24 protein-coding genes and 1 tRNA gene are annotated in these 21,594 nt (G+C 64.2%); 17 read left to right on the forward strand and 8 right to left on the reverse strand.

Annotated features, from left to right (window positions below; genetic code table 11):
* Positions 1–28: 28 nt before the first annotated feature.
* Genes FMM02_RS05000 through FMM02_RS05010 form a run of 3 tightly spaced genes read right to left on the reverse strand, consistent with a single transcriptional unit; the run spans position 29 to position 2,303 of the window.
* Complete coding sequence (locus FMM02_RS05000; RefSeq protein WP_147493831.1) at positions 29–298, reverse strand: hypothetical protein; 270 nt, start codon at positions 296–298, stop codon at positions 29–31.
* On the reverse strand, positions 298–1,101 hold the full coding sequence (locus FMM02_RS05005; RefSeq protein ID WP_147493832.1) for a LytR/AlgR family response regulator transcription factor: 804 nt from the start codon (positions 1,099–1,101) through the stop codon (positions 298–300). The genes FMM02_RS05000 and FMM02_RS05005 overlap by 1 nt, the downstream gene beginning before the upstream one ends.
* Complete coding sequence (locus FMM02_RS05010) at positions 1,098–2,303, reverse strand: sensor histidine kinase (protein WP_246104828.1); 1,206 nt, start codon at positions 2,301–2,303, stop codon at positions 1,098–1,100. The genes FMM02_RS05005 and FMM02_RS05010 overlap by 4 nt, the downstream gene beginning before the upstream one ends.
* Positions 2,304–2,394: 91 nt before the next feature.
* Here FMM02_RS05010 and FMM02_RS05015 point away from each other — a divergent pair, with 91 nt between their 5' ends.
* From FMM02_RS05015 to nhaA, 11 genes are all read left to right on the forward strand, one after another.
* A complete protein-coding gene (locus FMM02_RS05015) occupies positions 2,395–2,976 on the forward strand; it encodes an HD domain-containing protein (RefSeq protein WP_222703830.1) in 582 nt (193 codons plus the stop codon).
* Positions 2,969–3,871 (forward strand): alpha/beta fold hydrolase, encoded by a 903-nt coding sequence (locus FMM02_RS05020; protein ID WP_147493833.1) that lies wholly within the window; start codon positions 2,969–2,971, stop codon positions 3,869–3,871. The genes FMM02_RS05015 and FMM02_RS05020 overlap by 8 nt, the downstream gene beginning before the upstream one ends.
* Positions 3,872–3,892: 21 nt before the next feature.
* On the forward strand, positions 3,893–4,339 hold the full coding sequence (gene nusB, locus FMM02_RS05025; protein WP_147493834.1) for a transcription antitermination factor NusB: 447 nt from the start codon (positions 3,893–3,895) through the stop codon (positions 4,337–4,339).
* Positions 4,340–4,478: 139 nt separating this feature from the next.
* Positions 4,479–5,417: a thiamine-phosphate kinase gene (thiL, locus tag FMM02_RS05030; RefSeq protein WP_147493835.1), complete on the forward strand. Its 939-nt coding sequence runs from the start codon at positions 4,479–4,481 to the stop codon at positions 5,415–5,417.
* A 178-nt stretch (positions 5,418–5,595) separates the two neighbouring features.
* Positions 5,596–7,716 (forward strand): sodium-translocating pyrophosphatase, encoded by a 2,121-nt coding sequence (locus FMM02_RS05035; RefSeq protein ID WP_147493836.1) that lies wholly within the window; start codon positions 5,596–5,598, stop codon positions 7,714–7,716.
* Between the two features lie 110 nt (positions 7,717–7,826).
* Positions 7,827–8,075, forward strand: coding sequence for a translation initiation factor IF-1 (infA, locus tag FMM02_RS05040; RefSeq protein ID WP_147493837.1), 249 nt, complete (start codon positions 7,827–7,829; stop codon positions 8,073–8,075).
* Positions 8,076–8,648, forward strand: coding sequence for a Maf family protein (locus FMM02_RS05045; RefSeq protein ID WP_147493838.1), 573 nt, complete (start codon positions 8,076–8,078; stop codon positions 8,646–8,648). It begins immediately after the preceding gene.
* Positions 8,641–9,582, forward strand: a complete 942-nt coding sequence (locus FMM02_RS05050) for a ribonuclease (RefSeq protein ID WP_147493839.1) — start codon at positions 8,641–8,643, stop codon at positions 9,580–9,582. The genes FMM02_RS05045 and FMM02_RS05050 overlap by 8 nt, the downstream gene beginning before the upstream one ends.
* Positions 9,566–9,745, forward strand: coding sequence for a DNA gyrase inhibitor YacG (locus FMM02_RS05055; protein ID WP_147493840.1), 180 nt, complete (start codon positions 9,566–9,568; stop codon positions 9,743–9,745). Before FMM02_RS05050 ends, FMM02_RS05055 begins: the two co-directional genes overlap by 17 nt.
* 42 nt (positions 9,746–9,787) lie before the next feature.
* Positions 9,788–9,863, forward strand: a tRNA-Phe gene (locus tag FMM02_RS05060).
* A gap of 64 nt (positions 9,864–9,927) precedes the next feature.
* The gene (nhaA, locus tag FMM02_RS05065; RefSeq protein WP_147493841.1) at positions 9,928–11,148 is read left to right on the forward strand and encodes a Na+/H+ antiporter NhaA; all 1,221 of its coding nucleotides are present in this window, start codon (positions 9,928–9,930) and stop codon (positions 11,146–11,148) included.
* Here the strand turns inward: nhaA and FMM02_RS05070 are convergent.
* Positions 11,145–11,846: an anti-sigma factor family protein gene (locus FMM02_RS05070; protein ID WP_147493842.1), complete on the reverse strand. Its 702-nt coding sequence runs from the start codon at positions 11,844–11,846 to the stop codon at positions 11,145–11,147. The genes nhaA and FMM02_RS05070 overlap by 4 nt on opposite strands.
* A gap of 1 nt (position 11,847) precedes the next feature.
* Positions 11,848–12,348, reverse strand: a complete 501-nt coding sequence (locus tag FMM02_RS05075; protein ID WP_147493843.1) for an RNA polymerase sigma factor — start codon at positions 12,346–12,348, stop codon at positions 11,848–11,850.
* Between the two features lie 89 nt (positions 12,349–12,437).
* On the opposite strand from FMM02_RS05075, the gene FMM02_RS05080 reads away from it, so the two are divergent.
* From FMM02_RS05080 to FMM02_RS05090, 3 genes are all read left to right on the forward strand, one after another.
* Complete coding sequence (locus tag FMM02_RS05080) at positions 12,438–13,784, forward strand: S8 family serine peptidase (protein ID WP_147494976.1); 1,347 nt, start codon at positions 12,438–12,440, stop codon at positions 13,782–13,784.
* 93 nt (positions 13,785–13,877) lie between these two features.
* The gene (locus FMM02_RS05085) at positions 13,878–14,570 is read left to right on the forward strand and encodes a hypothetical protein (protein ID WP_147493844.1); all 693 of its coding nucleotides are present in this window, start codon (positions 13,878–13,880) and stop codon (positions 14,568–14,570) included.
* A gap of 125 nt (positions 14,571–14,695) precedes the next feature.
* Entirely contained in the window at positions 14,696–15,991 is a 1,296-nt protein-coding gene (locus FMM02_RS05090; protein WP_187107851.1) for a hypothetical protein, read from the forward strand.
* A 4-nt stretch (positions 15,992–15,995) separates the two neighbouring features.
* Here the strand turns inward: FMM02_RS05090 and FMM02_RS05095 are convergent, their stop codons facing one another.
* The 3 genes from FMM02_RS05095 to sucC are packed head-to-tail and all read right to left on the reverse strand — an operon-like array spanning position 15,996 to position 18,887.
* Positions 15,996–16,925, reverse strand: a complete 930-nt coding sequence (locus FMM02_RS05095; protein WP_147493845.1) for an electron transfer flavoprotein subunit alpha/FixB family protein — start codon at positions 16,923–16,925, stop codon at positions 15,996–15,998.
* Complete coding sequence (locus tag FMM02_RS05100; RefSeq protein WP_147493846.1) at positions 16,922–17,671, reverse strand: electron transfer flavoprotein subunit beta/FixA family protein; 750 nt, start codon at positions 17,669–17,671, stop codon at positions 16,922–16,924. Before FMM02_RS05100 ends, FMM02_RS05095 begins: the two co-directional genes overlap by 4 nt.
* A 16-nt stretch (positions 17,672–17,687) precedes the next feature.
* Entirely contained in the window at positions 17,688–18,887 is a 1,200-nt protein-coding gene (gene sucC / locus FMM02_RS05105) for an ADP-forming succinate--CoA ligase subunit beta (protein WP_147493847.1), read from the reverse strand.
* 39 nt (positions 18,888–18,926) lie between these two features.
* Here sucC and dinB point away from each other — a divergent pair, with 39 nt between their 5' ends.
* The 3 genes from dinB to FMM02_RS05120 all read left to right on the forward strand — a co-directional run bounded on the left by dinB (position 18,927) and on the right by FMM02_RS05120 (position 21,587).
* A complete protein-coding gene (gene dinB / locus FMM02_RS05110; RefSeq protein ID WP_147493848.1) occupies positions 18,927–20,039 on the forward strand; it encodes a DNA polymerase IV in 1,113 nt (370 codons plus the stop codon).
* A 164-nt stretch (positions 20,040–20,203) separates the two neighbouring features.
* The gene (locus tag FMM02_RS05115; RefSeq protein ID WP_147493849.1) at positions 20,204–20,737 is read left to right on the forward strand and encodes a CarD family transcriptional regulator; all 534 of its coding nucleotides are present in this window, start codon (positions 20,204–20,206) and stop codon (positions 20,735–20,737) included.
* A gap of 124 nt (positions 20,738–20,861) precedes the next feature.
* Positions 20,862–21,587, forward strand: a complete 726-nt coding sequence (locus FMM02_RS05120) for a head GIN domain-containing protein (RefSeq protein WP_147493850.1) — start codon at positions 20,862–20,864, stop codon at positions 21,585–21,587.
* The last annotated feature ends 7 nt before the right edge of the window (positions 21,588–21,594 follow it).

A 21,594-nucleotide genomic window follows, 5' to 3' on the forward strand; every position in this document is an offset into this window, starting at 1 on the left:
TATATTTTCTCCCCTGTTAATCCCCCGACTAACGCGGCTGGGCTGTTCCGGTTGCGTCGCCGCTAGCATCCGTCCCAATGCGCGCCTCAGCATCCAGCGTCACGACCACATTGCGCTGTTCTTTTGCCTTGGTGCGCGGGGAAACGTCAGCCTTGACGACATTGCCGCCATCGGGATCCGATCGAACCTCAAGCCGGGCCTCGCCATGGCGCTCGATCTTCATCGAGCGAGCCTCGATGCGGGCATTGAGCTGAATGTCGGGCTGCGCCGTCTGCAACAGCAGGACCAGCGCCAGCATTAGTGCACAAACCTCGCGACGACATCCCGGTAGCTGCGCGACACCTTCACCTGGGCACCCGAGTCCAGCACGAGGAAACATTCGCCATTGGTGTGCGGCTTGACTTGCCGGACCTGGTCGAGATTGACGATGGTCGACCGGTGGACGCGCTGGAACCGGCGCGGGTCGAGCCGCTTCTCAAGATCCTTCATCGTTTCACGCAGGATCAGCGTATTCTCGCCAGTCTGGATGCACATATAGTCGCCAGCCGCGTCGATCCGCTCGATTGTGTCGACGTCGACGCGGAATATCTGTCCTTGGTCCCGGATATTGATCATCCGTTCGAAACGGGAAGAGGCGGGGGCGTCCGACTGTGCATCGGCCAATTCCTCGGCCGCCTGCGGGGCATGTTCGGCTAGGGCTTCCTTCAGGCGCTCGACCTCTTCGGCGCCGCGCTTCTCGGACAAGCGCAGGCGCACCCGCTCCATCGTCGCCGCCAGCCGGTCCTCAAGCACCGGCTTTTCGAGATAGTCGATCGCCTGCGCTTCGAACGCCCGCAGTGCATGCTCGGTATAGGCAGTGACGAACACGAAGAGCGGCGGCTCGAGCTCCATGAGGCCCTGGATGACCGAAAAGCCATCGAACCCCGGCATCTGGATGTCGAGGAACACGAGATCCGGCTTGTAGGTCTTGATTGCCCGGATTGCCTCGCGGCCATTGGCGGCGGTTGCGACGACTTCCACGTCGTCATGTGCCTCAAGCCGCAGGCGGAGGCCCTGCGTTGCCAGCGGCTCGTCGTCGACGAGGATGGTACGGATGGTCATGAAAAGTCCTTTTGATCGGTTTCGAGCGGAATTTCGATAATAACGCTGAACCCCCCATGTTCGTTCTGTCGCGTGGAATAACCATGTGCCGGGCCATAAGCTTGCGCCAGACGGTCCTTAATGTTCGCCAGGCCGACGCCGGTCGACTGGGCATCGATCGGAACCGATCCATCGCCTGGCCCGCTGTCGGCCACTTCGATGCGCACCGCGCGCCCTTCGCGCCGCGCGGTCAGCCAGATGTCGGCCCCATTTTCCGATGGCGTCACGGCATATTTGATGGCGTTCTCAATGAGCGGCTGGAGCAGGAGCGACGGCAGCCTTGCGCCGATCGTGTCGGCATCGATCTTGAAATGCGGGCGAAGCCGGTCCTCGAACCGCATCTTCTCGATCTCGAGATAGAGTTTCAGCGTCTCGACTTCCTGGACCAGCGTCACCTTCGCGGTCGGTTCGTTGACCAGCGTGTAGCGCAGGAAGGACGACAGCCGCGACAGCATCGCATTGGCCCGCTCGGTCTGCTTCAGCAGCACCAAGGTCGAGATGCTGTTTAGCGTATTGAACAGGAAATGCGGATTAAGCTGATAGCGGAGCATCGCCAGCTGCGCGCTCGACGCCTGGCTTTCGAGCTGGGAGCGCTGATCGATCTCATCCTCGAGAAGCAGATAATAGTTGATCCCGTAGTAAAGCGCCGACCAAGCCGAAAGAATCGAGAAATCAAGGATGATCGCGCCCAGATATTCGAACCGCGCGGGGCGCGCGTCGGGACGCAGGAACGTCGTATAGCTCCATGTTTCTATGAACGAGAAGGCCGCCGCCGCCAGCGCGACGGTGGCGAGGCTGATCGCCACCGTCCACATCGCGCGCATGGTGATCAATCGCCGGTAGAGCGATGCCATCAGCAGAGTCAGTGAATAGCCCGTCGCAGTCAGCAACAGCACATGGACGAGGAACATCGCCCCCATGTTGTTGGCGAGGCCGGAGATCGAGCGGAGGAAGAAATAGCCGCTCCAGCCGATCGACTGCAGGACCCAGAAAGCTCGATTCTTGTCATCGAAGAAGGGGCGGTCGAGCCCGACCCCGGCAAGGAACGGCCGCGCCGGTCCCTTGCCGCGCGACCGCGCGGCGCGATCCTGCGCGGCTGCCTCCGCCAACGCCCGAACGCTGTTACTCGCCATGTCGGCTTGCCTGGCGGTGGCCCGATCCATGAAGGGCGATATAGGCGGCTTGTCGCCGCGCGCCTAGGCTTGCATGGCGATCGGTGCGATGCTGGCTTAGGATGATCAACGGAGACTTGGCATGGACATGACGGCGGCGAACGCGACCTTCAAGTCGATGGACGAGGGAACAGCCGAGGACTGGGCCGCGATCCAGCACCATTTCATGCCCTTCGCGGCCGAGCTTCCCGGGCGGATACTCAAGCATCTGCAGCTCCTCGAGGGCGATTATGGCGGCTTCCCCGTGGATCGGCTGGAACATAGTTTGCAATGCGCTACCCGAGCCCATCGCGCCGGCGAGCGCGAGGACTATGTCGTCGCCGCGCTGCTCCACGACATTGGCGACACCCTCGGCACGTTCAATCACCCGGATATTGCCGCCGCCATCCTGAAGCCCTTCGTCAGTGAGAAATTGCACTGGATCGTCGAGCGCCACGGAATCTTCCAGGGCTATTATTTCTTTCATCACATCGGCCGTGACCGCGACATGCGCGAGGCGTTCCGCGGGCATCCGCACTTCGCGGATACCGCCCGTTTCTGCGAGCTCTACGACCAGTCGGCGTTCGACAGCAGCTACGACAGCGCACCGCTGAGTTTCTTCGAACCGATGGTCCAGCGCCTGTTCGAACGGCCGATCAACAGCATCTACAAGCTCGATGACTGAGGCCGCGTTCGGGCAGATGCGCCTGTCCTTGTCCAGCGGGATAGAAATGAACGTCGCGCTGGCCGGACCCGACGACGCTCCGCCGGTGATCCTGCTTCACGGCTTCCCGGAATCGCATCGCACCTGGCGCGCGCTGGCCCCGCTGCTGGCCGACCGGTTTCGACTGATCATGCCGGATCAGCGCGGTTTCGGCGACAGCGACCGGCCGCAGGAGGTCGAAGCTTATGCGACCGAGCGGCTGCTCGCTGACCTGTTCGCACTGGCGGACGCGTTCGATCTGGATCACTACGCGCTGGTCGGCCATGACTGGGGCGGCGCGATAGCCTGGGCTGCGGCGATCCTTGGCGAATCGCGCATCAGCCGTCTGGCGATTATCAATTCACCCCATCCCCTGCTGTTCCAGAAAAGCCAGATCGAGTCCGCCCCGCAGCGCGCCGCCTCCCAATATATCCGCGCCTTTCGCGATCCCGATTTCGAAAAGTTCGTTGAGGGTATCGGCTTCGAGACTTTTTTCGACAAAAGCTTCGCCAGCCACGTTGATCTCGGCACCATCCCACCCGACGAGCGGGCGACCTATATCGCCCAGTGGAGCCGACCGGGCGCGCTAAGCGCCATGCTCAACTGGTATCGTGCCTCGGTGATCGTCGTGCCGCCGCCAGGCGAGACCGCTGACCTCCCCGATTTCGTCACCCGCGGCCTCCCCAAAATCTCGGTCCCAGTCCGGATTGTCTGGGGCCTCGATGACAAGGCACTGCTCCCCATCCAGCTCGATGGGGTCGGCGAAGTTGGCGAGGATATCGAAATATTTCCATTGCCCGGCGTAGGCCATTTTGCGCCTTGGCAGGCGCCGGACATCGTCGCCGCGGCACTCGCCCCCTTCCTTGCCGGTGACTGAGCGGCTACAGGCGCCGCGGTCATGACTCGCTCCCTCTCCCGCTCCGCCGCCCGGCTCGCCGCCGTCCAGGCGCTTTACCAGCAGGATATGGAAGGCACGCCGGCAGCGCGACTGATCCATGAATTCCACGACCACCGGCTCGGGGCGACGATCGAGGGCGAGACCTATGCCGAGGCGGAAGTCAGCTTCTTCGATGATCTTGTCAGCGGCACGCTGGCGCGCCGCGAGGAGGTCGACGCGCTGATCAATGAGCGGCTCGCCGAGGGCTGGAGCCTCGAGCGGCTGGATCGGCCGATGAAAGCGATCCTTCGGGTCGGCGCCTATGAACTGCTTGCCCGCCAGGACGTCCCCGTAGCCAGCGTCATCAGTGAATATGTCGATGTCGCCGATGCCTTTTACGACAAGCGCGAAAAAGGCTTCGTCAATGGCATCCTCGACGCAATCGCGAAGTCGGCGCGGTCCGCCTGAAGGCCAGCCCTCGCCGGGTCGCTGGACGCCCCGACCGATTAGTCATTCGGAGTCCCCGGAATTCGCGGCTTTTCATCTATCGTCCTTCCCCGGTCTATAAGGACGGCGCGATGTTCAGCAGTCCCGGGGTCCCTATGTCATGAATAGCGGCGAAAAAGAGCTGATCGCCCGACTGCGCCGGATCGCGACCGACCCGGCGGCCCGCGGTCTCGCCGACGATGCCGCGGTAATGGGTTCGTTGGTATTGACTCACGACATGATTGCCGAAGGCGTGCATTTCCTCCCCGACGACCCGCCCGCCTCAGTCGGTTGGAAACTGGTTACGGTCAACCTGAGCGACCTTGCGGGAAAGGGCGCGAAGCCCGTCGCGGCTCTGATGGGCGTGTGCCTGTCAAGCGATCCGGAATGGGACGAGAAATTCCTTGGCGGGGTTGCTGCGGCCTGCGAGACCTATGGCCTGCCGCTGGTAGGCGGAGACACAATCGCGCTTCCTCCGGGCGCGCCGCGCATTTTCGGCCTGACTGCCATCGGCGAAAATCATGGCCCCGTGCCGGCCCGCTCGGGCGCCAGCGCCGGCGACCAGCTTTGGCTGGTCGGAACGGTCGGAGACGCCGCAGCGGGCCTCGCGCTTCTAGCCAGCGACGGAAAGGCCGAGGGGCCACTCGTCGAGGCCTATCGCCGGCCCGTTCCCCAGCTTGCGGTGGGGCGGCTTCTGGCGCCCCTTGCCAGCGCCATGATGGACGTGTCCGATGGACTGCTGATCGATGCATCGCGACTGGCCGAGGCGAGCGGCCTTGCAATCCATATCGACCTGGCCGCTCTGCCGCTTTCGCGCGCGTTCATCGCCGAGCGGGGTGCCGGCCGGAGCGCGCGGATCGCGGCGGCCACCGGTGGCGACGATTATGCGCTGCTCGTCGCGCTTCCGGCGGACATCGACCCGTTAGGAGTTTCTTTACCAGCAGGGACGATCATCCAGCGGATCGGCACGCTGTCCAACGGCACGGGAATGACCCTGGCCGATGCGGGCGGCGAAGTGCCGCTACCGGAGCGACTTGGGTATGAACATCGCCGCGCTTAGCACCCGTCAATGGGTCATTGCCGCACTTGGCCTCGCCTCGGGCATGGGCACCGCTTTGCTGCTTCACTGAGCGCCCCGGAACAGCCGGGTTGCCACGGCCATAAACGCCGTTACACCTTCCCCCTGATTTCATCCGGCGGCCTTCCCGCCCTTTGATCAAATGGGGGTCTTTCACCACATGAATCTGGTCTTCTTGGCGATTGCCTGCGGCGTTATCGCGCTGCTTTACGGCATCCTTACCAGCCAGCAGGTGCTTCGCGCCTCGCCCGGCAACGCACGCATGGTCGAAGTGGCCGAGGCGATCCAGGAAGGCGCCTCCGCCTACCTGCGCCGCCAATATACCGCCATCACCGTCGTCGGCGTCGCGGTTGCCGTCCTGGTCTACCTGTTCCTTGGCGGGCTCAGCGCTGCGGGGTTCGCCGTCGGCGCGATCCTGTCGGGGGTCGCCGGATTCATCGGCATGAACATTTCCGTTCGGGCCAATGTGCGCACGGCCGAAGCCGCGCGCATCGGCCTCCAGAACGGCCTGACGGTGGCGTTTCGCGCCGGAGCCGTCACCGGCATGCTGGTTGCGGGCCTCGCGCTGCTTGCGATTGCCGTCCTCTTTTATGTCCTGACCGGACCGATGGGCATGGCGCCGAATGACCGTCAGGTCGTCACTGCGTTGACCGCGCTCGCGCTCGGCGCCTCGCTGGTGTCGATCTTCGCGCGTCTCGGCGGCGGCATTTTCACCAAGGCCGCTGACGTCGGCGCCGACCTGGTCGGCAAGGTCGAAGCCGGCATTCCGGAGGACGACCCCCGCAACCCGGCGGTGATCGCCGATAATGTGGGCGACAATGTCGGGGATTGCGCCGGCATGGCCGCCGACCTGTTCGAAACCTATGTCGTGACCGTCGGCATCACCATGGTGATGATCGCACTGCTGGTATCGGGCGCGCAGCTCCTCCCGCTGATGAGCCTGCCGCTGCTGATCGGCGGCGTTTGCATCATTACGTCGATCATTGGCACCTACATGGTCCGGCTGGGGAAGAAAGAATCCATCATGGGGGCCCTCTACAAGGGCTTCTGGACCACGACCGCGCTTGCGGTTCCGGCGATCTGGTTTGCCGCGACCTATGCCCTGGGCGACCTCAACCAGACCATCGCCACCACCGGCGGCCTCAGCTTCCCGGCGATCAACCTGGTCTGGGCGAGCTTCGTTGGCCTCGCGGTCACTGCCCTCATCGTGTGGATCACCGAATATTACACCGGCACCAACTATCGGCCGGTCAAGTCAATCGCCAAGGCGTCGCAGACCGGCCATGGCACCAACGTCATCCAAGGCCTGGCGATTAGCCTGGAATCGACCGCATTGCCGACCATCGTCATCATCGCCGGCGTGATCACCAGCTTCCAGCTGGCTGGACTCCTCGGCGTCGCGTTCGCGGCGTCGGCCATGCTCGCGCTGGCGGGAATGGTCGTCGCGCTCGATGCCTATGGCCCGGTTACCGACAATGCCGGCGGTATCGCCGAAATGTCGGGGCTTGAGGATGAGGTTCGTCATCGCACCGATGCGCTCGACGCGGTTGGCAACACCACCAAGGCGGTGACCAAGGGCTATGCGATCGGTTCCGCCGGGCTCGCGGCCCTGGTGCTGTTCAGCGCGTTCACCGAAGACCTGCGCGTCTTCGGAAGCGAGATCGGTGTTACCTCCGACCTCAACACGATGTTCAGCCTTACCAATCCCTATGTCATCGTCGGTTTGCTGCTGGGCGCGCTTCTCCCCTACCTGTTCGGAGCGATGGCCATGACCGCGGTCGGCCGGGCCGGCGGCGCTGTCGTCGAGGAAGTCCGCGGCCAGTTCCGCGACAATCCGGGCATCATGGACGGGTCTGTTCGCCCCAATTACGCGCGAACCGTCGACTTGGTGACCAAGGCGGCGATCAAGGAAATGATCATCCCGTCACTGCTTCCGGTGCTGGCCCCGATCGTCGTTTATTTCGTGATCGGCGCGGTCGCCGGCCAGGAGAATGGATTGGCGGCAACCGGCGCGCTGCTGCTGGGCGTGATTGTTTCCGGCCTGTTCGTGGCCATCTCGATGACCTCGGGCGGCGGCGCCTGGGACAATGCCAAGAAATATATCGAAGACGGGAATTTCGGCGGCAAGGGATCGGAAGCGCACAAGGCTGCCGTCACCGGCGACACGGTTGGCGACCCGTACAAGGATACGGCTGGCCCAGCGGTCAACCCGATGATCAAGATCACCAACATCGTCGCGCTGCTGCTGCTCGCGGCCCTTGCGGGTCACGGCGCGGCCTAGGCGGGACCGGCATGAACGGCGGGCGGAAGGGCAACTTTCCGCCCGCCTTTCTTTTGGAACGCTCTGCGGCTATGAGCCGCCAACCTGAATTTCAGCTCGCAAGGATTTGAATGGCCAAGGAAGAACTTCTGGAGATGCGCGGACGGGTGGTCGAACTGCTGCCCAATGCGATGTTCCGCGTCGAACTGGAGAATGGTCACGAGATTCTCGGCCACACCGCGGGCAAGATGCGCAAGAACCGTATCCGCGTGCTGACCGGCGATGAGGTGCTGGTCGAATTGACGCCCTACGACCTGACCAAGGGCCGCATCACCTATCGCTTCATGCCCGGCCGCGGAGGCCCCGGCCCCTCGGCCTAAATGAAGCTGGTCCTCGCCTCGGCGAGTCCCCGTCGCCTCGATTTGCTGGCCCGGATCGGAGTCACGCCCGACGCGGTCGATCCGGCGCATATCGACGAAAGCGTTCCCGCCGGGGAACTACCCCGTACCCACGCCCTGCGCCTTGCCATCGAAAAGGCCGGGGCGGTCGCTCAACGCCATCCCGATGCACTAGTGCTGGCTGCCGACACCGTCGTTGCGGTCGGCCGCAGGATCCTTCCCAAGGTCGAGGATGAGGAGACTTTGCGCGCGTGCATGGCGCTTCTGTCGGGTCGGCGCCATCGGGTGCTGACCGGCGTCGCGCTGGCGATACCGGGCAAGCCTGGGCGCCACCGGCTGGTGGAGACGATGATAGCGATGAAGCGGTTAAGCCCAGAAGAGATCGATTTTTACGCGTCGCACGGCGAATGGCATGGGAAAGCCGGGGGCTATGCGCTCCAAGGCTATGGCGAAGTCTATGTTCGCCACATCGCCGGAAGTTATTCAAACGTTGTAGGCCTTCCGCTGGCCGAGACTCGCCTGCTGCTCAGATCCGCGGGGCTCCCGCTTGCCTGAATGGTGGATCGAACGCGGGATCGGCGAGACTCGGGCCGCGCTGGTCGACCATGGTAGGATCGTCGAAGCCCGCATCCTGCGTGATGGGGTGCTGGCCGCTGGGACGATCTTGACCGCAAGACTGAAGCGGACCGGGCGCAACGCCATCGCCGTCGCCGACGATGTCGAATATCTGCTCCCTTCCGGATCCGGACGCGCAACGGAAGGTGCCGCTGTCCAGGTCGAAGTGGTTCGCGAAGCGCTTACGGGAAGCGAAGGCTGGAAACGGCCGCTCGGGCGGATTAGCGACCGTCCTCCCTGCCCCGCGCCCGCGTTCGAGGGCCGCGCACTTCTCTATCCCCGCGAATCCCCGTTGCTCGACGAGGCTGGCTGGCGCGAATTGGTCGACGAAGCTCGGTCGGGCATAATCGGCTTCCCCGGCGGCGGCCTCCGCGTTTCGCTGACCCCGGCAATGACGCTGATCGATGTCGACGGGACGCTTTCTCCCCAGGAACTGGCGATCGCGGGCGCTGGCGCGGCGGCGCTGGCCATTCGCCGGCACGGAATTGCCGGATCGATCGGGATCGACCTGCCCACGCTCGACAGCAAGGCCGCTCGCCAATCGGCAGGCGAAGCGATCGACGCGCTTTTGCCGAAGCCGTTCGAGCGCACCGCGGTCAACGGTTTCGGCTTCGTCCAGCTGGTTCGCCCGCGCCGTCACGCTTCCTCGTTCGAACTTGCATCCGACCGGCCGCGGTTTGAAGCGCTCGACCTGGTCCGCAGCGTAAGCCGCGAAACGGGCACGATCCGGCTCGTCGCCCATCCCCGGCTTGTCGCCGAACTGGAGCGCAACGCCGACTGGCTGAGACAGTTAGAACGCGTGGTCGGCGGGTCGGTAACCTTGCGCCCCGACCCATCACTCGCCATGTCCGCCGGATATGCCGAACAAGCCTAAACCCTGTCCTTTGTGCGGCCAGCCGCCCAGCGCCGTTCACACGCCATTTTGTAGCCGCGGATGCAAGGATCGCGACCTGCTGCGATGGCTCGATGGTGGCTATCGAATCGCCGGTCCACCCGCCGACATCGAAGGGCTGGACAGCGACGGGAGCGAGGGCTAGGGACGCCCTCGCTCGCAGCGCCGTCCGGCGCTTTTTATGTGGGCCCAGGTAGCTCAGTTGGTAGAGCATGCGACTGAAAATCGCAGTGTCGGCGGTTCGATCCCGTCCCTGGGCACCATAATTTTCTCAAGGAATTGGCCACTTTCCCTTGGCCCACCCGGCCCGCCGCGTTAGGCGGAAGCATGGCTATCGATGCGTCCAGACAGCAACAACTCGAAAAGCAGGCCGGCCTTGCCCTGATCGCCTCGGCGACGGTCGCACTCATTGCTGCCAACTCGCCACTGGCCGAGGCCTATCAGCATTTGCTGCACATCAAGGTCGGGCCGGTCATGCCGCGCTACGGACAGTTCGACCTCCACTTGTGGATTGCCGACGCGCTGATGGCAGTTTTCTTTCTGCTGGTCGGACTTGAAGTGAAGCGTGAATGGCTTGAGGGCCGGCTATCGAGCCCCGCCGAGCGCCGCTTGCCGATCATTGCTGCGGTCGCCGGGATGGCGGTCCCGGCGCTGATCTACATCGTGGTGGTAGGCGGCGATCCCGAGCTTGGCCATGGCTGGGCGATCCCGGCAGCAACCGATATCGCCTTTGCGATCGGCGTGCTCGCGATCCTCGGACGGCAGGCACCGCCAATGATCAAGCTTCTGCTGGTCACCATCGCCATCGTGGATGACATCGGCGCGGTCCTGATCATCGCCCTATTCTACACCGCAGAACTCGACGTCGCGGCGCTCGCCGGTGCGCTTGTGCTGACCGGTGCAATGGCCGCCTTGGGGCAATTCGGGGTCCGGCGGTTATGGCCTTATCTGGTCGGGTTCGTGCTGTTGTGGCTGCTGGTGCTGGCAAGCGGGGTTCATGCGACCATCGCGGGCGTGCTGGCCGCGATGACGGTTCCGCTTGGCAAGGACGAACCCTATTCCCCGCTCAGGCACCTGGAACATAAGATCCACCCCTGGGTGATGTTCGGAGTAGTCCCGCTATTCGGCTTCGCCTCCGCTGGCGTGGCGCTGACGGGCGGGATCGATGCGATCCTCGCGCCGTTGCCGCTCGGCATCCTGCTTGGCCTGTTCGTGGGCAAGCAGCTTGGCATATTCACCGCCGTCTGGCTGACGGTAAAGGTGGGCTTGGCGAAACGACCGCCCGGTACGCGCTGGCGCCAGATCTATGGCGCTTCACTGCTATGCGGGATCGGCTTCACCATGAGCCTGTTCATCGGCGCCCTGGCATTTCCTGGCAATCAGCAATTGATCGACCAGGCGAAGATCGGCGTGCTTGCCGGCTCGCTGCTCTCGGCCATTGTCGGCTATCTGTTCCTGCGCTTCACCAAGGCGGTCGAAGGCAGCCAAATCTATGCGGAGGAAGCCGGGCACCTGTTCGGCGCCGACGAACCCGGCCGACCGCGCTAGCGCCAGTCGCGGCTCCGGGCCGCCTGTTCCTGGCCTGCATCGAAGGGCTCGCCGGCGATCCGCGCGTCGACCAGCGCGGCCAGCCGGGGGTCGTCGCCCGCTGCCATGCGATAGTCGGACGTGCCGCTACCGGAGCTGAATAGTCCGTCGACCTCCCAATCGTTTCCGCGCCGGCAGGCGAGGCCCGTAGCAGCGCCATCGTCGAACGTGCGGCAAATGGCGCCCGCCTTGTCCCGGAACGTCAGGCCGATCCGCGCGCCATCGGCGGCGGGCGCACTTGCCAACCTCACCGCAAGCGCGTCTTCCAGGCCCGCTGCAGCAACCATCCGGCCGGATACGACTTTCACCGGGCCACTGGCCGCACCGCCGACCAGCGCCATCTGCCCACCGAAGAAGCCGATCGCCAGCGTCGCCGCCATCGCTGCCCATTGAGGAACGCCGAACGATGCGCGGTGCTCAGCCCGCCGCTCGCGAGCAGCGGCCAGGTCGACGACCGGGGCCGAGCCGAAAGTGGGCGGCGCGACGGCGGAGGCCAGGATCGGGTCGAAGGCCCTGGTCAGGTCCGCCTGCATCGCACGGTGTTGCCGTGCGCGTTCGGCAAGCACGGGATCAGCCGCGATGGCAATGCCGACGCGCCGGCTTTCGGCCTCATCCAGCTCGCCATCGAGCCACGCGAAAAAGATTTCGTCCGTGATCATGTCATTCACCTTCGCCAAGCAGCGTCATCAACGCCTGCCGCCCACGCGCCAGCCGGCTCGACACGGTGCCGATGGGCTGATCCAAGATTTCCGCTGCTTCGCGGTAGCCAAACCCTTCGATCAGGATCAGCGAAACTATTTCGCGCTGCTCGTCGGGAAGCCGGTTCATGGCGTCCATCGCCCGCGCCAGATCGATCGCCGCCTCGGCACCCGGACGCGGGTCGAACCCGATGATTTCCCCTAGTTCGGCGGGCGCCTCGTGTGAGACCCGTCGCCGGTTTGAGCGCACCGTGTCGATCCACACCGTCCGGCAAATGCGGAACAGCCAACTGTCGAATCGCGTGCCCGGCTGGAACTGATGAAAGGACTTGAACGCTTTCTCCGCCGCCATCTGCGCCAGATCGTCGCCATCCGTGGGGTCGCGGGCGAGCGAATAGGCGAACCGGCGCAACCGGGGCCAGATCGCAGCCAGTTCCTGATCGAACGTTGAAGAAGGGGTCATTGCACCTCATGGGGATGAAACGGCGGGAGTTCGACGTTTCATCCACAAAGGAATAGAAAAGGCTTCATCCAATGTCCAAACACACTGCCATGTCTTTTGCCATCGCCGTGGCGCTTAGCGCTACGGCGGCTTCTGCCCAGCTTTTGGGGGGCGGCGGCGGACTTCTCGGCGGTGGTCCCACGGGTGGCGGCGTCATTGGCGGCATCGGGCAAACCGTTGGAGGCATTGGCAACAGCGTCGATCGCCAGCTGGACTCGATTACGGGCAACTCCGGCACGGGCCAGCAAGCTGTCGCGCCTACGTTGGATCGGGTCTCCCCACTGCTGGACGTCGTCGAATCCGCCCCCTCACGTCTCGTAGACCTTCGCCGGATGCGGCTTGAAGCGCTGATCCGGGCGAACCGCGACACGCTTGATCGCGACAATGACGGCCAGCCCGTTCGCAAGGGCGAGCTGCTGGTCGCCGACCCCGACGCCCAGTCTCTCGCGCTGGCCGCTGGGGCGGGGTTCCGCATCCTTCGTGACGATCGGGCGGGCGAGCTTGGCTTGCGGATCGTTACCCTGTCGGTGCCGCGGGGAATGAACGTTCGCGATGGACGCAAGCGGCTGGCGAAGATCGCGCCGACCCTCGATGCGGATTATAATCATGTCTTTGAACCGGCGGGAGGCGCACTTGCTACTGCGGCTGGCGCGAGCCTCGCCGCATCGACGCCGTTTCGCGTCGGAACAAAGATAGCGATGATCGACGGAGGGGTCGCTTCGCATAGCAGCATGGCCCGCGCCGCGATCGAGCAGCGGGGCTTTGCCGGTCCTGCCCAGCCGACCGGTCATGGCACCGCGGTGGGTTCCTTGCTCGTCGGCAACGAGGGTGTCTTTCGCGGCGCGGCCACCGGCGCCCAACTCTTCGTCGGGGACGTCTATGGCGGCAACCCAGCAGCAGGCTCCGCCTCGGTCATCGTCAAGGCGCTGGCCTGGGCGGCGAGCAAGCAGCCGGAAGTGATCAACATCAGCCTGGTCGGCCCGGCCAACCGCATTCTCGCCCGCGCGATTGCGGCGCTGCAGGCGCGCAGGATCGGGATCGTCGCCGCGGTCGGCAATGATGGTCCTGCGGCACCGCCGCAATATCCGGCTTCCTATCCCGGAGTGATCGCGGTCACCGGGGTCGACGCCTCCAATCGTGCGCTTCGCGAAGCGGGACGCTCGCCGCATCTCGACTTTGCGGCGCCGGGTGCCGACCTTGTTGCTGCCATGCCCGGCAAGGGGTTCACCGAAGTGCGCGGAACGAGCTTCGCGGCGCCGCTGGTCTCGGCTCGGCTGGCTGCAGCCCGCGGCCCGGCTTCGCTGGCCCGCGAAGCGGTGCCCGGCAAGGGCAAGGTTGGCCGCGGTATCGTCTGCGGGACATGCCGCGTCGCGCCAAAAGCGGTTGGCCTGAAATAATTTTCTTCGCCGGCAGGGAAGAAGTCCGAACATGCCGCCGTTTTCCTGAGCAGAGGGGACGAGCAATCGCCCCACGGACGAAGGAGAATTTACATGTTGAAAACCCATCTTCTCAGCGCGACCCTGCTTGGCGCCGCCATGGTGGCCACTCCCGCCCATGCCCAGCTGCTTGGCGGCAGCGGCGGCCTTGGTGGCACCGTTAGCGGCGTCGTCAACGGCACGATTGGCAATGGTTCGATTGTCGGCAATGTGACGGGCGGCCTCAGCAACAGCGTCAACGGCGCCCTGTCGGTAGACCGTGCTCTTGATACGCGCAGCGGCAGCGCCAGCGCCAACGCCGGCCTCACCGGTTCGGTCAGCAGCGTCGCGAGCGGCGCGGTAGGCGCCAACGGTCTCGGCCAGGCGGTCGGCCTCGCCGGCTCGTCCTCGGTTGATGGCTCCGCCAGCGGTAATGCCGGCGCCAATGCCCAGCTGATCGGTACCGATCAGCTTGCCAATACGGTCGGCGCGGTGCGCAATCGCGTAACTAACGTCGCAGGCCAGGCGCAGGCCCGTGCCGGCGCCACGGCCAACGCTGCGGCGCAAGCGGCGGGCAATGCTGCCGGTAACGCTCGCGCCACTGCCTCGGGTGCGGCCTCGGCTGCGGGCAAAGCCACCGGCAATCTCGCCGGCCGCGTTCCCAGCGGAAGCTTGACGAGCTCGCTGAGCGGCAGCGGTTCCGCCGAAGGCTCGGCCTCGGGCTCGGCTGGCGGCTCGACCGAAGAGCCCAGCGAAAACAACCAGTAAAACTGGTCGCAACAACCCTAGCGGGCTCGCTCCATCCTCCCGAGCGAGCCCGTTTTGCTGCCCGCGCGGTTGACGCGGGAGCAACCAGCCCGGAAAGACATGGCCTCGTCCTTTGAGGGTTTGCCATGTTCCGTCGCCTGACCGCTGCCCTTGCCCTGATATCGCTCGCCGCCTGCCAGGTGCAGGACAAGCCGGCACCATCCGACAGCCTCGACGCCATCGCGCGCGATTATGTCCTGCTCAGCCTGACGATCGGCGAAAAGGAAGAAGGCTATATCGACGCCTATTACGGGCCTGCCGAAATCAAGGCGCGGGCCGAGGCCGAGGCGCCTAAGCAAGACATTGATGTTCTGGCCAAACGGACCGCGAACCTGCTCGGACGGGTCGAGGCGGCCGCCGGGGAAGGCGACGCGATGGACCGGCGCCGTGCGCGCTTCCTTGCCGCGCAGTTGACCGCCGCGGCGACCCGGCTGCGCATGCTCAAGGGCGAAAAACTGTCGTTCGCCGAAGAGGCCCGGGGACTGTTCGGGGTCACTCCCCAGTTGAAGCCGCTGTCGGACTACGACCCCGTGCTGGCCCGGATCGACCAGCTGGTACCCGGCGATGGCGCGCTGTCGGACCGGGTCAATGCATTTCAGGACCGGTTCAACATCCCGACCGAGCGACTGAAGCCGGTGTTCGATGCCGCGATCGCCGAGTGCAAGCGGCGCACGCTCGCCCATATCGCGCTTCCCGCGGACGAACGGTTCGACATGGCCTTCGTCACCGGCAAGAGCTGGAGCGGCTATAATTATTACCAGGGCGACGCCCATAGCCGGATCGAGATCAACACCGACCTGCCGATCCGCATCAGTCGCGCGGTCGATCTTGGCTGCCACGAAGGCTATCCGGGGCATCACGTGTTAAATGCCCTGCTTGAGCAGAAGCTGACAAAGGAACGCGGCTGGATCGAATTCAGCGTCTATCCGCTCTTTTCACCGCAATCGCTGATCGCCGAAGGATCGGCCAATTATGGGATCGACCTTGCCTTTCCCGGCGACGAGCAGCTGGCCTTCGAGACGGAAGCCCTTTACCCGCTCGCCGGGCTCCCGGTGGCGGACGCCGGCAAATACCTCGAACTGACCCGCGCGATGCGCGACCTCGCCGGGGCACGCTTCACCATTGCCCGCGACTATCTGGAAGGCAGGATCGACCGGGCCGAGGCGGTGCGGCTGGCGCAGAAATATCAGCTGCAGTCGAAGGAACGGGCCGAGCAGGGCATCGCCTTCACCGACCAGTACCGCAGCTATGTCATTAACTATGGGCTTGGCAAGGACATGGTCCGGGCCGACATCGAACGGCTCGCCTCCCCCCAGGAACGGTGGGCGCGGATGGCGCAGCTGCTCAGCGAGCCGACGCTGCCAAGCGATCTCAAGCGGTAGAGGCCTAGAGCTTTTCGGTAAGATCGGGCACGATCTTGAACAGGTCGCCGACCAGGCCGACGTCCGCGACCTGGAAAATCGGGGCGTCTTCGTCCTTGTTGATCGCGACGATCGTCTTCGAATCCTTCATTCCGGCAAGGTGCTGGATCGCGCCCGAAATCCCGATTGCGATATAGACTTCGGGAGCGACGATCTTGCCGGTCTGGCCAACCTGATAATCGTTGGGCGCATAGCCGGCGTCGACCGCCGCGCGGGACGCGCCGACCGCTGCGCCGAGCTTGTCGGCAAGCGGGTCGAGCAGCGCGTGGAATTGTTCGTTCGAGCCGAAGGCGCGGCCGCCGGACACGATGACCTTGGCGCTGGTAAGTTCAGGCCGCTCCGACTTGCTGAGTTCAGCGCCGACAAAGCTCGACTTGCCCGAGGCTGAGCCACCGTCGACCGCTTCGACGCTGCCCGTACCGCCTTCTGCAGCCGCCTTGTCGAACGCGGTGCCGCGCACGGTGATGACCTTCTTCGAATCCTTCGAACGCACCGTTGCGATGGCGTTGCCAGCGTAAATCGGCCGCGTGAACAGGTCTTCACCTTCGACCGACAGGATGTCGGAAATCTGCATAACGTCGAGCAGGGCCGCGACCCGCGGGGCGACATTCTTGCCGGTGGTGGTGGCCGGGGCGAGAAAGGCATCATGGTCGGCCATCAGCGCGGCGGCGACCGGCGCGACGTCTTCGGCCAGTTGGTGCTCAAGGTGCGCCGCGTCCGCGACGTGGACCTTGCCGACGCCGGCGATCTTGGCGGCGCTGTCGGCGACAGCGCCTACACCGGAACCCGCGACGAGCAGGTGGACTTCGCCAAGCTGCGACGCAGCGGTGACAGCGGCGAGGGTGGCGTCCTTGATCGACGTGCCGTCATGTTCGACGAGAACGAGCGTCTTCACTTGGCAACTCCCAGGCTCTTGAGTTTGGCAACCAGCTCATCGACCGAGCCGACCTTTTCGCCGGCCTGGCGCTTGGCGGGTTCGGTGACCTTCAGCGTTTCGAGCCTAGGCGCGACATCGACCCCAAAATCGCCCGGCGACTTGGTCGCCAGCGGCTTCGACTTGGCCTTCATGATGTTCGGAAGCGAGGCATAGCGCGGCTCGTTAAGGCGAAGGTCGGTGGTGACCACCGCCGGCGTCGTCAGCTTGACCGTTTCCAGGCCGCCATCAACTTCGCGGGTCACGTTGAGGTCGCTTCCGGCAACCTCGACCTTCGATGCGAATGTGCCCTGCGGCCAGTCCAGCAGCGCGGCGAGCATCTGACCGACCTGGTTGCTGTCGTCGTCGATCGCCTGCTTGCCGAGGATGATCAGGTCCGGATTTTCCTCGCTCGCAATGCCCTTCAGAATCTTGGCGACCGCAAGCGGCTCGACGTCTTCCTCGGTCTGGACGAGGATCGCGCGGTCGGCACCCATCGCCAGCGCGGTGCGAAGCGTTTCCTGGGCCTTGGCCGGGCCGATCGAGACCGCGACAATCTCGGTCGCGGCGCCCTTTTCTTTGAGGCGAATGGCTTCCTCGACCGCGATTTCGTCGAACGGATTCATCGACATTTTGACGTTGGCCAGGTCAACGCCCGACCCGTCCATCTTGACCCGCGGCTTGACGTTGTAATCGATGACCCGCTTGACGGCGACGAGCAGCTTCATGCGTCTCTCCTAAGACTCAGGCGAATTCTTTGACCTGGGCGACGATCTTCTTGGCGGCATCGCCAAGGTCGTCGGCGGCGACGATCGGCAAGCCACTCATCGCCAGAATGTCCTTGCCCTGCTGGACATTGGTGCCTTCAAGGCGAACCACCAGCGGCACGCCTAGCGACACTTCCTTGGCCGCCGCGACGATGCCCTCGGCGATAATGTCACAGCGCATGATGCCGCCGAAGATATTCACCAGGATGCCCTTTACGGAAGGGTCGCTGAGGATGATCTTGAACGCCGCGGTGACCTTCTCCGTGTTCGCGCCGCCCCCGACATCGAGGAAGTTGGCCGGCTCCGCGCCATTGAGCTTGATGATGTCCATCGTTGCCATGGCAAGGCCGGCGCCGTTGACCATGCAGCCGATGTTGCCGTCGAGCTTGATGTAGGCAAGGTCGTACTTCGACGCCTCGATCTCCATCGGATCTTCTTCGCTGAGGTCGCGAAGTTCCGCCAGGTCCTTGTGGCGGAACATGGCGTTGCTGTCGAACCCGACCTTGGCGTCGAGCACCACCAGCTTGTTGTCGCCGGTAATCGCCAGCGGATTGATTTCGACCTGCGATGCGTCGGTGCCGACGAAGGCTTCGTAAAGCTTGGCGGTGACGTTGGCGGCCTGCTTGGCGAGGTCACCAGTCAGGCCGAGCGCGGCAGCGACCGCACGGCCGTGGTGGGGCATCAGGCCGGTCGCCGGGTCAATCGTAATGGTATGGATCTTTTCGGGCGACGAATGCGCCACTTCCTCGATGTCCATTCCGCCTTCGGTCGAGGCGACGATAGCAATCCGCCCGGTCGCGCGGTCGACCAGCAGCGCGAGGTAGAATTCCTTTTCGATGTCGACGCCGTCGGTGATGTACAGGCGCTGGACCTGCTTGCCCTCTGCGCCGGTCTGGATGGTAACCAGCGTGTTGCCCAGCATGTCGGCGGCATGGTCGCGAACATCGTCGATCGACTTGGCAAGCCGGACGCCGCCCTTGGCATCAGGGCCCAATTCCTTGAACTTGCCCTTGCCGCGGCCGCCGGCATGGATCTGCGCCTTGACCACCCACAGCGGCCCCGGGAGACGTTCGGCCGCCTCGACCGCTTCCTCGACGCTCATCGCGGCATGACCCGCAGGGACCGGAACGCCGAACTTCGCGAGCAATTCCTTGGCCTGATATTCGTGGATGTTCATGGATTTGTCCTGTTGGGAAGCTTTGCCGCGCCCTTAAGCATGACTCCGCCCCGATGCCAAGCTAGGGAACGGGCCGTGAACGAGGCTCCCCAGCGCAAGATCATCCATGTCGACATGGACGCCTTTTACGCGTCCGTCGAGCAGCGGGACGATCCGGCGCTTCGGGGAAAGCCGGTCGCGGTCGGCGGCGGGCACCGCGGGGTCGTCGCCGCCGCAAGCTACGAGGCCCGGATTTTCGGAGTCCGCTCGGCGATGCCCTCGATCATGGCGCGGCGGCGCTGCCCGGAACTGATTTTCGTCAAGCCCCGCTTCGACGTCTATCGCGCCGTATCGCAGCAGGTCCGGGCGATCTTCGCCGACTATACCGACAAGATCGAGCCGCTCAGCCTTGACGAAGCCTATCTCGACGTGACCGAAGACCGGCGCGGACTGGGCAGCGCGCGGGCCGTCGCCGAGGAAATCCGATCTCGAATAAGGGCCGAGACCGGACTGACCGCATCGGCAGGCGTCAGCTATTGCAAGTTCATCGCCAAGCTGGCCAGCGACCAGAACAAGCCCGACGGGCTGTGCGTCATCCCCCCGGACCGGGGAGCTGAATTCGTGGCGACGCTGCCGGTCAAGCGGTTCCACGGGGTCGGACCGGTGACCGCTGCGAAAATGGAGCGACTGGGAATCCTGACGGGCGCCGACCTCGCCGCCTGGCCGCTCGAGCAGCTTGAGGCTCATTTCGGCTCGTCCGGGAGACGCTATTGGATGATTGCACGAGGAATCGACGACCGCGAGGTAAAGTCCAACCGTCCCTATAAGTCGGTCAGCGCCGAGAGAACGTTCGACGTCGACTATGTCGCACGCGACGACCTGCGTCGGGAGCTGACGCGGGTTGCCGGCTTCGCCTGGTCCCGGGTCGAGCGGGCCGGGGTCCGTGGCCGGACGGTCACGCTGAAGGTCAAATTTGCGGATTTCACGATTATCAGCCGGTCGCGCAGCCTGGCTGGTCCAGTGCCCGACCAGGCTATGTTCGCGGCAATCGGGCTGGACCTTCTGGACGCGCTGTTTCCGGTGCCCAAGGGCATCCGGCTGCTCGGTCTTGGCCTACATTCGATCTTGGACGAGCATGAATCCAGCCCGCGGCAGCTAGGACTCGAAATTTAATTCGTTTTCTGTTATATAATTGCATCGGCCGTCGCTTTCCGCGGCGGTCGCTTCATGCAGGATCAAATCCACTTTGGACGTAGCCGGACCGGGGGGTCGCTGATTGGGGGGCGATACGGTGTCGAATGGCTGTGATACAGGTGGATGCTTGGAAAGGTGACGGAATGGCGGCTAAAGCCCTGAACTTCGATATTGGCGATTATGTGGTTTACCCCAAACATGGCGTCGGCCGGGTGGTCGAGCTGCAAAGCACCGAAATCGCGGGAACCCGTCTCGACCTCTACGTTCTCCGTTTCGAGAAAGAGAAAATGACGCTTCGCGTACCCGTCGCCAAGGCGGACTCGGTCGGCATGCGCAAGCTGTCGAGCGACAAGACGATGAAGGACGCACTCGAAACGCTGAAAGGCAAGCCCAAGGTTAAGCGGACGATGTGGTCGCGCCGGGCGCAGGAATATGAAGCGAAGATCAATTCGGGCGACCTGACGTCAATCGCCGAAGTGACCCGCGACCTGTTCCGCGCCGACGATCAGCCCGAGCAAAGCTATTCGGAACGACAGATTTTCGAAGCCGCCTCATCGCGCCTTGCGCGCGAGCTCGGCGCGATGGAACAGACCGACGAAAAGACCGCGCTGGTCAAGATCCTCGACATCCTCAACAAGGCTGCCGCGATCCACAACAAGGCCAAGGAAGCGGCCTAAACCGCTTTCCTGCCAACAATCAGGGCGCCCCGATGCGGGCGCCCTTTTTGTTGGATGTCACGTCTTGCCTTCGCGCACTGCCAAGGTGTATTAGTCATGCAATACGCTAAAGAGGAGTGACGCCATGTCCCATCGCTACCTGATCGCCGCTGCTGCTGCTGCACTGGTCGCCGGTGGCTGCAGCTTCTCCGCCGACGCGGAAGAGCGCGACGCCGGACCTGAAGTTGAGCGCCGCTACGAAGTCGGGGAGTTCGACCGGATCGCCGTCGCCGGCCCCTATGAGGTGCGAGTGATCAGCGGGACCCAGGGCCCGGTAACGGCGCGGGGAGGCGCGAACCTCCTCGCCGAGACCGACGTGACGGTCGAGGATGGGACGTTGAAGATCATGCCCAGGAAAAAGAAGGGCCTCCGCTGGCACTGGAACAATGGGACTGCGCAATTCACGGTGAACGCAGCCGCGCTGCGTGGCGCGACTATTGCCGGGTCGGGCGGAATTGCCGTCGACAGGATGCGCGGCGACTTCGAAGGCGAAGTTGCCGGGTCGGGCGATCTCAAGCTTGGTGCAATGGAGGGCGGCAAGGTCAAGCTGGCGATTGCCGGGTCAGGCGATATCGAAGCGGCCGGCAAGGTGGACAGTGTGAGCCTGAAGATTGCCGGGTCGGGCGATATCCGCGCCGGCGGCCTAGCAAGCCGTGCGGCCGAGGTATCGATTGCCGGATCGGGCAACGTCGAGGCCAATGCCAGCGAAAACGCCGAAGTGTCGATCATGGGTTCGGGCAACGTCGACGTGACCGGCGGCGCAAAGTGCAAGGCTACCAAGGCGGGAAGCGGCAATGTGCGCTGCAGCTAAGGTGCTT

Origin of the sequence: Sphingomonas xanthus (assembly GCF_007998985.1) — a bacterium.
In the GTDB taxonomy this organism is placed as follows: Bacteria; Pseudomonadota; Alphaproteobacteria; order Sphingomonadales; family Sphingomonadaceae; genus Sphingomicrobium; species Sphingomicrobium xanthum.